The following is a 13128-nucleotide window of genomic DNA, read 5'->3' as shown; positions in this document are numbered from 1 at the left end:
GAGCGCCGCGGGGGAAAGACCGAAGCCGCATCATCTTGTGGATCGACGCAAGGTCCGCGCTGTTTGTTGTAGCCTCAGCGGAGAAGCTCCAGCGATGTCACCCGCCCGCGCCAGTAGGGCCGGAACACGCCGTCCTCGACATAGCCGACCTCGCCCCGCGTGGGGATGCGACGCTCTCCGAGCCAGCCGTAATCCGTGAAGACGCCGCGCCACTCGCGCGCGATCTCGGCGCCGCCGGGGCCCGTGTCGGGGCGGAGCGCCGTCATTCCGACGATGTCGCCCGCCCCATCGAAGGCGAGGCGGACGGCGGCCGGGCCCGAGGGCGTCTCGATCCGCGCCTCGACCTCGGCCGCGCCGGTCTCGCGCCACGCGATGTCGGGGTTGCCGAGGATCGCGTCGGGCGCCCACGGCAGCTCGGCGAGGTAGCGCATGGCCTCGGACCGGTCGAGCACGGCCCCCTCGGCGCGGGCGACCGGGATCGAGCCGAGGGCGTTGGCCCGCAGAAGCCCCCTGCCCCCGACATGGGCGTCGATCACGGTGAACATCGGCAGGCCCGGAAGAAGACCGGGACCGGGCGCGCGCGCGTTCCAGACGAAGCCCGGCGCGCCGAGGCAGATGTGCTGGACGGCGGGCATCGGGCCCCACGTCTCCGCCCTTCTGAAATCGGCATCCTGGACGATCCGGATCGCCCGGAACGGGCCCCGGTCGCCGCGGATGTTGCCGAGGGCGAAGCGCCGCGGGGCGTCCGGCGGATCGGCCGCGGAGGCCGCTGGCCCCTCGGCGATCGCCGAGGCCAAACGGGCCGCCTGCGCGCGGAACCGCGCGGCTGATACGAGGTGGGCCGCGACGCCCGCCGCCACACCGAGCGCCAGCGCGACGCCCGCGAATTCGAGACCCGTCATGTGCCGCCTCCTTGATCTTTCGCGCCGAACTATCGACCCTGCGCTGCCGCGTCGTTGATCCTGCGCAAGCCCGGCCCGGCACCGCGGGCCTCGGACGCCCGAAATGCGGGCACTTCGCCCCTGCGACCGCACTCCTCTTGCAAAGCGGGGCCGGGGCCGTTCTTCTAGCCTGCGGTCGACCACGAAAACGGGGCCGCCCTCTACGCCGCATCGAGGGCCGGACGACCACCCCGGAAAAGGTATCGCGGCGGATGAGATCCCATGACGATCCGGTTTCTTCTCAACGGGGAACCGCAGTCGGTCGACACGGCTCCGACCACGACGCTGCTCGACTGGCTGCGCGAACGAAAGCGCCTGACCGGCACCAAGGAAGGCTGCAACGAAGGCGATTGCGGCGCCTGCACGGTCATGGTCAGCGATGCGGGCGGCGCGCGCGCGCTGAACGCCTGCATCCTGTTCATGCCCCAGCTGCACGGCCGCGCGGTGCGCACGGTCGAGGGCATCGCAGGCCCCGACGGCGCGCTGCACCCGGTACAGGCCGCGATGGTGGAGCATCACGGCAGCCAATGCGGCTTCTGCACGCCGGGGTTCATCGTGTCGATGGCCACCGCGCATCTGAACGGGCGGACGGATTTCGACGACCAGCTCGCAGGCAACCTCTGCCGGTGCACCGGATATGCGCCAATCATCCGCGCGGCCGAGGCCGCCGCCGCCGAACCGGTGCCCGACTGGATGACCGAAGACGCCGAGGCGCTGGAGCTTCTGGCGCAGGACGTCGGCCGTGCCGAAGGCGTCGCGATGCCCGAAAGCGCCGACGCGCTCGCCGCGTGGTACGAGGCCCATCCCGACGCCACGCTGATCGCCGGGGCGACGGACGTGGGCCTCTGGGTGACGAAGGCGCTGCGCGATCTCGCTCCCGTGGCGTTCCTGAACAACTGCGCCGATCTGCGGGGCGTCTCGTCGGACGGGGAAACCGTCCGCGTCGGCGCGATGACGTCGCTGACGGATTTCGGCGCCTTCGTCGCGCAGCTTCACCCCAGCTTCGCCGAGATGGTGCGCCGTTACGGCTCGGTGCAGGTCCGCAACGCCGCGACGGTCGGCGGAAACATCGCCAACGGCTCGCCCATCGGCGACAGCCCGCCCGCGCTGATCGCGCTCGGCGCGACGCTGCACCTGCGCCGGGGCCCGGTCCGCAGGTCCCTCCCGCTCGAGGCGTTCTTCCTCGACTACGGCAAACAGGATCGCGTCCCCGGCGAGTTCGTCGAGGCCGTTTCCTTCCCGGTCCAGCCCGACCGGCTGCGCGTCTACAAGCTGTCGAAACGGTTCGACCAGGACATCTCGGCGGTCTGCGGCGCCTTCAACGTGACGGTCGAGGACGGCGTGATCACCGCGGCGCGGATCGCCTTCGGCGGCATGGCGGGCATCCCGAAGCGGGCCGGCCATGTCGAGGCGGCGCTGGTCGGACGGCCCTGGAGCCTCGAGACCTTCGAGGCCGCGCGCGACGGCTTCGCGCGGGATTTCAGGCCGCTCGACGACATGCGCGCATCTGCGGGCTATAGGCTGGAGACGGCGGCGAACATGGCGGTGCGCTACTTCCACGACATCTCGGGCGCGCCGGTCTCGGTCCTGGAGGTCGCGCCGTGAGCGTCCGCAAGCCGCTGCCGCACGATGCGGCCCCGCTGCACGTCACCGGCGCCGCCCGCTACGTCGACGACATCCCCGTGCCGCCGGACTGCCTGCACCTCGCCTTCGGCGTATCGACGGTGGCGAAGGGGCGGCTGGAGCGGCTCGACCTCGCGGCGGTGCGCGCGTCGCCCGGCGTCGTCATGGTGCTGTCGGGCGAGGATTTCGAGACCATCCCCGACTGCTCGCCCTCGGCCCATGACGAGCCGCTCCTGAGCGACGGCGCGATCCACTACGCGGGCCAGCCGCTGTTCCTGGTCGCCGCCGAAAGCCACCTGCTGGCCCGGAAGGCGGCCGCGCTCGCCGTGGCCGGGATCGAGGCGGAGACGCCGATCCTGAGCATCGACGAGGCGCTGGCGGCGGGGTCGATCTTCGAGGACGGCCCACGGATCTACGCCAAGGGCGACGTGGAGGCCGCGCTCGCGCACGCGCCGCGCGTGATCGAGGGCAGCATCGAGATCGGCGGTCAGGAGCATTTCTACCTCGAGGGGCAGTCGGCGCTGGCGATGCCGCAGGAAGACGGCGACATGATCGTCCATTCCTCCTCGCAGCACCCGACCGAGATCCAGCACAAGGTCGCCGACGCGATCGCGCGTCCGATGCATGCGGTCCGTGTCGAGGTCCGGCGCATGGGCGGCGGCTTCGGCGGCAAGGAGAGCCAGGGCAACCACCTCGCCATCGCCTGCGCCGTGGTGGCGGCGCGGACCGGCAGGCCCGCCAAGATGCGCTACGACCGCGACGACGACTTCGTGGTGACGGGCAAGCGCCACGACGCGCGCATCGCCTACCGCGTCGGCGTGCAGGAGGACGGGCGGATCCTCGGCGTGGACTTCACGCAGATGATCCGCTGCGGCTGGTCGATGGACCTGAGCCTGCCGGTAGCGGACCGCGCGATGCTGCATGCCGACAACGCCTACCTGCTGCCGCACGCGCGGATCACGTCGCATCGGCTGAGGACCAACACCCAGAGCGCGACGGCCTTCCGCGGCTTCGGCGGACCGCAGGGGATGGTGGGCATCGAGCGCGTCATGGACCACGTGGCCCACGCGCTGGGTCTCGATCCGCTCGAGGTGCGGCGGCGCAACTATTATGCCGAGGCGCCCGTGGCGGGCGGCGAGACGCGTATTTCGGGAAAGATGAAGGGCGGGGTGCTGGAGACCGCCGACCTTGCCGGGCGCGGCTCGGTCAGGGTCGCGACGGGATCGGGGGGTGCGTCGCGCTTCGGCGCGGCGCATTCGCCCGCGCCGCACGACGCCGCCGGGAACACGACGCCCTACGGAATGGAGGTGGAGGATTTCATCCTGCACGCGATGACCGAACGGCTGGAGGCCGGGGCGCGCGTCTCCGAGCGCAAGGCGCGCATCGCGGAGTGGAACGCCGGCAGCGAGATCCTGAAGCGGGGGATCGCGGTGACGCCGGTGAAGTTCGGCATCTCCTTCACGCTGACGCATCTCAACCAGGCGGGCGCGCTGGTGCATGTCTACCAGGACGGCTCGATCCACATGAACCACGGCGGCACCGAGATGGGACAGGGCCTGTTCCGGAAGGTCGCGCAAGTGGCGGCGGACCGTTTCGGGGTCGCGCCGGAGCGTGTGAAGATCACCGCGACGGACACCGGCAAGGTGCCGAACACCTCGGCCACCGCAGCGTCCTCGGGGAGCGACCTGAACGGCATGGCGGTCAAGGCCGCCTGCGACGAGATCCGCGCGCGCATCGCGGCCGTCGTGGCGCCCGAGCTGCAGGCCGAGCCCGCGTCGGTCGTCTTCGAGCACGGCATGGTGCGGGCGAACGGCGCCGCGATGAGCTTCGAGGAGGCGGTCACGAAGACCTACATGGCGCGCGTCTCGCTGAGCGCGACGGGGTTCTACCGCACGCCGAAGATCGAATGGGACCGGATCGCGGGGCGCGGGCGGCCGTTCTTCTACTTCGCCTACGGCGTCGCCTGCTCGGAGGTGGCGATCGACACGCTGACGGGCGAGAACCGCATCCTGCGAACCGACATCGTGCACGATTGCGGCGCGTCGCTGAACCCGGCGCTCGACATCGGGCAGATCGAGGGCGGCTTCGTGCAGGGCGCCGGATGGCTGACCATGGAGGAGCTCGTCTGGGACGACGCCGGGCTGCTGCGGACCCATGCGCCGTCGACCTACAAGATCCCGGCGTGTTCGGACCGTCCGCGGGAATTCGACGTGCAACTCTGGGACGGCGAGAACCGGGAAGAGACGATCTATCGCTCGAAGGCCGTGGGCGAGCCTCCGTTCATGCTCGGGATCAGCGTGTTCTCGGCGCTGGGGCAGGCCTGCGCCGCCTGCGGGCCGCATTTCCCCGACCTGCGCGCGCCGGCGACGCCGGAGGCCGTGCTGGCGGCGGTGAACCGGGCGCGCGGCGGGCGATGACGGGCATCCGCGTCACGGTCGTCGCGACCCGCGGCTCGGCCCCGCGCGAGGCGGGCGCGCAGATGTTCGTGACCGCGGAGGGCGCGCGGGGCACCATCGGCGGCGGCGCTCTGGAATGGGAGGCGATGGCGCAGGCGCGGCGGATGCTGGCGGAGGGCGTCGCGCGGGCCGAGCGGCGGATCTCGCTCGGGCCCGGCCTCGGGCAATGCTGCGGCGGGGCGGTCGAGCTGCGCTTCGAGGCGGCCGAGGGGCTGAAGAGGTCCCAGGGCGCGCCGCTCTGGGTCTGGGGCGCGGGCCATGTGGGGCGCGCGCTGGTCGGGGTGCTCGCGCCGCTGCCCGGGGTTGCGATCACATGGATCGACACGGCGGAGGACCGTTTTCCGCCGCAGGTCCCCGACGCGGTCACGCGCCTTGTCGCGGCCGATCCACCGAGGCTGATGCAGCACGCCCCGCGGGACGCGCATCACCTGATCCTCACCTATTCCCACGACATCGATCTCGCGCTTTGCGACGCGGCCCTCGGGCACGGCTTCGCGGGGTGCGGCCTGATCGGGTCGGCGACCAAATGGGCGCGGTTCCGTTCGCGGCTGGCGGCGATGGGCCACGGGATTGCTGAAATTTCGCGCATCGACTGCCCGATCGGCGACCCGAGCCTTGGCAAGCACCCGCAGGCCATTGCCGTCGGGGTCGCCGCGCGGCTACTGAAAGAGCATATGCCCAAGGAAGCGGCAGATGGGGATTCGGCGCGCGAAGCGGGCCACGGGGAAGCATGAAGGGAAGCGCGGGCACGTGACGGCACTCCTCGAGATCAGGGGGCTGACCAAGGCCTATCCCGGTGTCGTGGCCAACGACGACGTGTCTTTCGGGATCGCGCCGGGCGAGGTCCATGCGCTTCTCGGCGAGAACGGCGCGGGCAAGTCCACGCTGGTCAAGATGATCTACGGCCTCGTGCGGCCTGACAGCGGAACGATGACGCTGAACGGCGCGCCCTATGCACCGGCCGAGCCGCGGGCGGCGCGCGCCTCGGGCGTGGCGATGGTGTTCCAGCACTTTTCGCTGTTCGAGGCGCTGAGCGTGGCCGAGAACATCGCGCTCGGCATGGAGAGCCCGCCGAAGCCGCGTGACCTTTCACGCCGCATCCACGAGGTCAGCCGCGCCTACGGCCTGCCGCTCGACCCCGGGCGGATGGTGGGCGACCTGAGCGCGGGCGAGCGGCAGAGGGTGGAGATCATCCGCTGCCTTCTGCAGGACCCCAAGCTCCTGATCATGGACGAGCCGACCTCGGTCCTGACCCCGCAGGAGGTCGAGATCCTGTTCCACACGCTGCGCAAGCTGTCGTCCGAGGGGACCGCGATCCTGTATATCTCCCACAAGCTCGAGGAGATCCGCACGCTTTGCGACGCGGCCACGATCCTGCGGCTGGGAAAGGTCGTGGGAAGCTGCGTCCCGGCCGAGGTCTCGGCGGCGGGGATGGCGGAACTGATGGTGGGCAAGTCGCTGTCGACACCGGCGCGCGCGGCCACCGCACCGGGCGAAGTCCTGCTGCATGTCTCGGGCCTGTCGCTGGAGCCCGCCTCGCCCTTCGGCACGCCGCTGCGGCATGTCGGCCTCGAGGTGCGGGCGGGCGAGGTGCTGGGCATCGGCGGCGTGGCGGGCAACGGGCAGGACGAACTGCTGGCGGCGCTGTCGGGCGAGCGGCCCGTGGCGCCCGGCATGATCGAGCTTCGCGGCCAGGCCATCGGCGCGACCGGGCCGGAGGCGCGGCGCCGCGCGGGCCTTCTGTGCGCGCCCGAGGAACGCCTCGGCCATGCCGCCGCCCCCGACATGAGCCTGACCGAAAACGCCGTCCTGACCGGACGCGCGCGACGCGGCCTCGACCGGTCGGGCTTCGTCGGCTGGGGCAAGGCGCGCGCCTTCGCCGAGGAGATCATCGCGCGCTTCGACGTGCGCACGCCAGGGGCCGGAGTGGCCGCGCGCGCCCTGTCGGGCGGCAACCTGCAGAAATTCGTCATCGGCCGCGAGATCCTGCAGGCGCCCGACGTGCTGGTGGTCAACCAGCCGACATGGGGCGTTGACGCCTCGGCGGCCGCGGCGATCCGGCAGGCGCTTCTGGACCTCGCTTCGGACGGGGCCGCGGTCATCGTCATCAGCCAGGACCTCGACGAGCTTCTGGAAATCTCCGACCGTTTCTGCGCGCTGAACGAGGGGCGGCTCTCGGCGCCGCGGCCCGCGCGCGGCCTGTCGATGGAGGAGGTCGGCCTGATGCTGGGCGGCGCCCACGACATGCACGACCTCGCCGGGGACGGCGCGGCGACGGGCAGGCTTGCGGAGGCGGTGCCTTGATCCGGCTGGAGAAACGCCCCAGCCCGTCCCGCTTCTGGGGCGCGGCGACGCCGGTCGTGGCGGTGATCATGACCATGATCGCGGGCGGCGTCATGTTTTCGCTTCTGGGCAAGGATCCTTTCGCGGCCATCCGCATCATCTTCTGGGACCCGCTCTTTTCGGAACAGTTCGCCGGCTATTCCCGCCCGCAGCTTCTGGTGAAGGCCGGGCCGCTGATCCTGATCGCCATCGGCCTCAGCCTCGGGTTCAGGGCGGGGATCTGGAACATCGGCGCCGAGGGGCAGTACATCATCGGCGCGATCTGCGGGGCGGCGTTCGGGCTTGCGTTCTATCCGTCCGAAAGCCCGCTGATCTATCCGGGCATGGTGGTCGCGGGGGTCTTGGGCGGGTGGGCCTGGGCGATGATCCCGGGGATCCTGAAGACACGCTTCCGCACCAACGAGATCCTCGTGTCGTTGCTGCTGGTCTACGTCGCCGAGGCGATCCTCGCCTCCGCCGCGACCAATTGGTTGAGGAACCCCGACGCGATGGGCTTTCCCGGAAGCCGCAACCTCGCGCGGCATCCCGGCACCGACAATCCCGAGCTGATCGCGGGGACGGGCATGCATTGGGGCGTGCTTCTGGCCTTCGTCGCCGTCATCGCCGCCTACGTTCTCCTGAACCGCCACGTCCTTGGCTACCAGATCCGCCTCGCGGGGCAGGCGCCGCGCGCGGCGCGCTTCGCGGGCGTGAACCCCGGACGGCTCGTGCTTCTGTGTCTCGGGGTCTCGGGGGCCCTGGCGGGTGCGGCCGGCCTTTTCGAGGTATCGGGGCCCGCCGGCCAGATCTCCATCGACTTCAACGTGGGCTACGGGTTCACCGCGATCATCGTGGCGTTCCTCGGCCGCCTGCATCCCGTCGGCATCCTCTTTGCGGGGCTCCTGATGGCGCTGACCTATATCGGCGGAGAGCTTGCGCAGCTGATGCTGGGCGTGCCCGCCCCGGCGATCCAGGCCTTCCAGGGGATGCTTCTGTTCTTCCTGCTCGCGCTCGACGTGCTGTCGAACTACCGCATCCGCACCAGGCGCGAGGCCGCCGCATGATGATCGATCCCGTCACGCTTGTGGTCGCGCTGATCATCGCCTCCACGCCGGTCCTGCTGGCCGCGATCGGAGAGCTCGTCGTCGAGAGGGCGGGCGTCCTGAACCTCGGCGTCGAGGGGATGATGATCATCGGCGCGGTCACGGGCTTCATGACCGCCGTCGAGACCGGGTCCGTGGCCCTCGCCTTCCTCGCCGGAATGGCGGGCGGCATGATCCTCTCGGCGGTCTTCGCCTTCCTCACGCAGGTGCTGCTGTCGAACCAGGTGGCGACGGGACTGGCACTGACGCTGTTCGGGCTCGGGCTCGCGGCGCTGCTGGGCGTGGGATATTCGGGCCAGCAGGTGCCCGTTTCGGCAGACCTGTTCCCCCCGGCGATGCAGGCGATCCCCGTCGCGGGTCCGATCCTGTTCGGCCATTCGCCGATGATCTACGTCTCCGTCCTGCTCGTGGGGGCGGTGTGGTTCGTGCTGCGGCACACGCGCACGGGCCTGATCCTGCGCGCGGTGGGCGAAAGCCACGACGCCGCCCACGCGCTTGGCTACAAGGTGGTCCGCATCCGCGTAATGGCGATCCTCTTCGGCGGCGCCTGCGCGGGGCTCGCGGGGGCCTTCCTGTCGGTCGCGCGGGTGCAGAACTGGATCGAGGGCATGACGGCGGGCGCGGGGTGGATCGCGCTCGCGCTCGTGGTCTTCGCGTCGTGGAAGCCGTGGCGCGTGCTGTTCGGGGCCTACCTTTTCGGCGGGATCTCGGCGTTGCAGCTGCGCCTGCAGGCCGCCGAGGTGGGCGTTCCGGTCGCGCTCCTCGACGCTTCGCCCTACCTCGTGACGATCGTCGTCCTGGTGCTGATTTCCTCGGACCGCACACGCGCCGCGTTGAACGCACCGGCCGCGCTCGGCAAGGTGTTCCATGCCAGCGGCTAGGGGAAACCATGCGACGGACCGAGATCATCGACATTCTCGATGGCACCCACCCGCGGGTCGGGCGGGGTGTGGCGCTGTGCATCTACGCCCTGATCGTGACCTCGGCCATCGTGATCGCGGTCGAGACGATGCCCGCCCTGCCGCCGGCCGCGCACAGGGCGCTTCGGATCGTCGAGATGGCAATCATCGCGGTCTTCGCGGTGGAATACGCGCTCAGGCTCGCCTGCGCGCCGAGGCCGCTGTCCTACGCGCTCAGCTTCTGGGGGATCGTCGACTTCATCGCGGTGGTCCCGGCGATCCTGTTCCTGTTTCCCGATCTCGCGACGATCAGGGCGATGCGGCTGGTGCGCCTGTTGCGGCTCATGAAGCTGTTCAAGGCGAACCGGGCGCTCGACCGGATCGCCCGCGCCTTCCAGCAGGTCTGGGCGGAGTTCGTGATCTTCCTGATGATCGCGATCGTCATCCTGTATCTCGCAGCGGTCGGCATCTACCACTTCGAGCATGTCGCCCAACCCGAGGCCTTCGCCTCGATCCCCGCGAGCCTGTGGTGGGCGCTGGCGACGCTGACCACCGTGGGCTACGGCGACGTCTACCCCGTCACCACGGGCGGGCGGATGTTCACCGGCCTCGTGCTCCTGGTGGGTTTCGGCGTCATCGCCGTGCCCGCCGGCCTGATCACGTCCGCCCTCATGCAGGGCGGACGGGGGGCGGACACGCCCCGGCCGCCTGACGGCGGCACCCCGGAAAACCACCCCAGAGACCCCAACACGGAGGACAGAAGACAATGACATCACCCAGAAGGATCATCGCCTCGGCGCTTGCCGTCGCGGGCCTCGCCATGAGCCCGGCCGTGGCTCAGGACGACCCCTTCAAGGTCGGCTTCATCTACGTCGGCTCGCCCGGCGACTACGGCTGGACCTACGAGCACGACCAGGCCCGCCTCGCGGTCGAGGAGGCCTATGGCGACGCGGTCGAGACCGTGTTCCTCGAGAACGTGCCGGAAGGCGCCGACGCCGAGCGGTCGATCACCCAGATGATCCTCGGCGGCGCCGACATGATCTTCACGACGTCCTTCGGCTTCATGGACGCCACGAACGCCGTCGCGGCGCAGTTCCCGGACGTCTACTTCGAGCACGCCACCGGCTACCGCCGGGACACGCCGAACGTCTCGACCTACTCGGCCCGCTTCTACGAGGGCCGCGCCGTGATCGGCCACATCGCGGGCCACATGACGGAATCCAACATCGTCGGCTACATCGGGTCCTACCCGATCCCGGAGGTCATCCGCGGCATCAACTCGGCCTACCTTCACGCCAAGGAAGTGAACCCGGACGTCGAGTTCCGCGTGGTCTGGGCCTACACCTGGTTCGACCCGGCCGTCGAGGCGGACGCCGCGCAGGCGCTGATCGACGCGGGCGCGGACGTGATCATGCAGCACACCGATTCGACCGCGCCGCAGACCGTCGCGCAGGAGGCGGGCATCATCTCGTTCGGGCAGGCCTCGGACATGATCCAGTTCGCCCCGCGTCCCCGCGTGGCCTCGATCATCGACAACTGGGCGCCCTACTACATCCGCCGCGTCGGCGAGGCGATGGACGGCACCTGGGAGCAGTCGGACGTCTGGGAAGGCATCGACGATGGCATGGTCGTGATCGGCGAGATGACCGACGCGATCCCCGAAGAGGTCCGCGCCTCGGCTCAGGCGCTGCAGGCGTCGATCGCATCGGGCGAGTACCACCCGTTCACCGGGCCGATCAACCGGCAGGACGGCACGGCCTGGCTGGGCGAGGGCGAAGTGGCCGACGACGGCACGCTGCTCGGCATGGATTTCTACGTCGAGGGGCTCACGGGCGACATCCCGAACTGACCCCGAGGGTCCGAAGACGGGCATGAAGGTGAAAGGGCCTGCGAGACGCAGGCCCTTTCGTCATCCAGGGTCGCGCCGCGCCGGGGCGCGGCACGGACGGGGGCGCTGCCCCCGGGGCCTGCGGCCCTCCCCCGGAGTTTTTTTGCAAGGGTGAAGGATGCCGAGGCGGCGATGCCCAGGGTGCGGGGCCGCCCCTTGCCGCGCTACCGGAGCCGTGCCATTCCGGGGCATGGTCCACGATTTCATCGTCATCGGCGGCGGCATCGCCGGAACGTCGGCGGCCGCCCGACTGTCCGGGCTGGGTTCGGTTCTCGTGCTGGAGGCCGAGGAGGCGCTGGCTTACCACGCCTCGGGGCGTTCCGCGGCGCTTTACGAGCAGACCTATGGGCATCCCGCCACGGTGGCGCTGAACCGCGCCTCGCGGCCGGATCACGAGACGCTGGATGGCGGCGTCCTGTCGCCGCGCGGGCTGATCCTGCTGGGCGGGCCGGGACAGGAGGCGCTGGCGGAGGCCGACATCCGGGACATGGAGCTGACGCCCTTGCCGGTGGCGGAGGCGGTGGCGCGGGTGCCGATCCTCGATCCGAGCCACATCACGCGCGCGGCATGGCACGAGGACGCGCTCGACATCGACACCGATCGGCTGGTGCAGCATTTCGCGCGCACCGTGCGCGGCGCGGGCGGCACCGTGCTGACCGGCGCGCGGGTGGAGGCGATCGCGCGCGAGGGCGGGAGATGGCGGGTCACCTGTGGAGATACCCCTCACGAGGGACGGGTCCTCGTGAACGCCGCAGGCGCCTGGGCCGACCGCATCGCGGCCATGGCAGGCATCGCGCCACTCGGCCTGACGCCGCTGCGGAGGTCCGTGGCGAGGATGCCGGCGCCGGGCGGCCACGACGTGTCGGGCTGGCCCACGCTCCTCGGTGCGGGCGAGAGCTGGTATGCCAAGCCGGACGCGGGCGCATGGCTCGTGTCGCCCGCCGAGGAGGATCCCGTCCCCGAGCCGCACGACGCGTTCAGCGACGACATGGTGCTGGCGGAGGGCATCGCGCGCTACCAGCCCTTCGTGACCGAGGAGGTGACGCGCGTGACAGGCAGCTGGGCGGGCTTGCGGACCTTCGCGCCCGACCGCTGCCTCGTCCTGGGGCCCGAGCCGGGGCGCGAGGATTTCGTCTGGGTGGCGGGACAGGGCGGATACGGCTTCCAGACCGCGCCCGCGGCGAGCCGGCTTGTGGCCGACCTCGTGGCGGGCAGGCGGCCCGAGCTGCCGCCCGGCATCGTCGCGGCGCTGCGGCCGGACCGCCTGCGCACGGGAGGGATTTCCGCCGGCTGAGCGCGACGTGAGCGGGGCGCGCTTGCGATCGGGCGGAGTTTCGTCGGAACATGGCGGAGCACGATTACCGAGGATGACCGCGATGCCCCGCCTGACGCTCCGTCCGATTGCCAGCCTTGCCCTCCGTCCGACGCCGAGACTGGCGGCGCTGATGGCGGCGCTCGCGGCTTGCGCCACGCTCGCCGCCGGCCCCGGGGCCGCACAATCCGCTCTGGAGCGGCTGGAGACGCTGGACGAACGGATGAACGCCCTCGTCTTCGATGCGCTCGAGGCGGAGATCCCGGCGCTGTCGGGATACCGGCCTTCGCTGGAATGGGACGCCGCGATGCGCGAGAACGGCGCCTGCCTGATCGAGGCGGTCGAGGCGCAGACCGGCGGCGCGGGGGTGAGCCAGCTTCTGGAGAACTACGCCGCGACCGTGGAAGGGGCGTCAGACGGCGCCTCGGACCTCGGGGGCATCCGGCTCGACCCGCCCCAGGGCATGACCCCGGCCGAGTTCCAGGCCGCCTATGCCGAGTGCGGGATGCTGGACTGGCTGTCGGCGAAGCTGGCCGGGTCGGGCGCGCTCGCCATCATCATGGAAAGCACCCGGTAGGCGGCGC

At 70.9% G+C, this 13128-nt stretch carries 11 protein-coding genes; 10 read left to right on the top strand and 1 reads right to left on the bottom strand.

Features of this window, described 5'->3' with window-relative positions:
* Positions 1-74 precede the first annotated feature (74 nt).
* Positions 75-902 (bottom strand): DUF6544 family protein, encoded by an 828-nt coding sequence (locus tag P6F26_RS02240; RefSeq protein ID WP_278027008.1) that lies wholly within the window; start codon positions 900-902, stop codon positions 75-77.
* 261 nt (positions 903-1163) lie between these two features.
* Here P6F26_RS02240 and xdhA point away from each other — a divergent pair, with 261 nt between their 5' ends.
* The 10 genes from xdhA (at position 1164) to P6F26_RS02190 (ending at position 13121) form a co-directional block, all read left to right on the top strand.
* Positions 1164-2546, top strand: coding sequence for a xanthine dehydrogenase small subunit (gene xdhA, locus P6F26_RS02235; RefSeq protein ID WP_278027007.1), 1383 nt, complete (start codon positions 1164-1166; stop codon positions 2544-2546).
* Positions 2543-4981 carry a xanthine dehydrogenase molybdopterin binding subunit gene (xdhB, locus tag P6F26_RS02230; protein WP_278027006.1) on the top strand — a complete coding sequence of 813 codons (2439 nt, stop codon included), beginning with the start codon at positions 2543-2545 and terminating at the stop codon, positions 4979-4981. The genes xdhA and xdhB overlap by 4 nt, the downstream gene beginning before the upstream one ends.
* On the top strand, positions 4978-5754 hold the full coding sequence (gene xdhC, locus P6F26_RS02225) for a xanthine dehydrogenase accessory protein XdhC (RefSeq protein WP_278027005.1): 777 nt from the start codon (positions 4978-4980) through the stop codon (positions 5752-5754). Before xdhB ends, xdhC begins: the two co-directional genes overlap by 4 nt.
* A gap of 16 nt (positions 5755-5770) precedes the next feature.
* On the top strand, positions 5771-7324 hold the full coding sequence (locus P6F26_RS02220) for an ABC transporter ATP-binding protein (RefSeq protein WP_278027004.1): 1554 nt from the start codon (positions 5771-5773) through the stop codon (positions 7322-7324).
* A complete protein-coding gene (locus P6F26_RS02215) occupies positions 7321-8406 on the top strand; it encodes an ABC transporter permease (protein WP_278027003.1) in 1086 nt (361 codons plus the stop codon). Before P6F26_RS02220 ends, P6F26_RS02215 begins: the two co-directional genes overlap by 4 nt.
* Positions 8403-9326: an ABC transporter permease gene (locus P6F26_RS02210; protein WP_278027002.1), complete on the top strand. Its 924-nt coding sequence runs from the start codon at positions 8403-8405 to the stop codon at positions 9324-9326. The genes P6F26_RS02215 and P6F26_RS02210 overlap by 4 nt, the downstream gene beginning before the upstream one ends.
* Positions 9327-9334: 8 nt before the next feature.
* On the top strand, positions 9335-10114 hold the full coding sequence (locus tag P6F26_RS02205; RefSeq protein ID WP_278027001.1) for an ion transporter: 780 nt from the start codon (positions 9335-9337) through the stop codon (positions 10112-10114).
* Positions 10111-11193: a BMP family ABC transporter substrate-binding protein gene (locus P6F26_RS02200; protein ID WP_278027000.1), complete on the top strand. Its 1083-nt coding sequence runs from the start codon at positions 10111-10113 to the stop codon at positions 11191-11193. Before P6F26_RS02205 ends, P6F26_RS02200 begins: the two co-directional genes overlap by 4 nt.
* Positions 11194-11422: 229 nt before the next feature.
* A complete protein-coding gene (locus P6F26_RS02195) occupies positions 11423-12526 on the top strand; it encodes an NAD(P)/FAD-dependent oxidoreductase (protein WP_278026999.1) in 1104 nt (367 codons plus the stop codon).
* Between the two features lie 82 nt (positions 12527-12608).
* Positions 12609-13121: a hypothetical protein gene (locus P6F26_RS02190; protein ID WP_278026998.1), complete on the top strand. Its 513-nt coding sequence runs from the start codon at positions 12609-12611 to the stop codon at positions 13119-13121.
* Positions 13122-13128 lie beyond the last annotated feature (7 nt).

The organism is Roseicyclus salinarum, from assembly GCF_029624655.1.
Classification (GTDB): Bacteria; Pseudomonadota; Alphaproteobacteria; order Rhodobacterales; family Rhodobacteraceae; genus Roseibacterium; species Roseibacterium salinarum.
The sequence above is the reverse complement of the archived record's forward strand: the minus strand, read 5'-3'. Positions and strand labels throughout refer to the sequence as shown.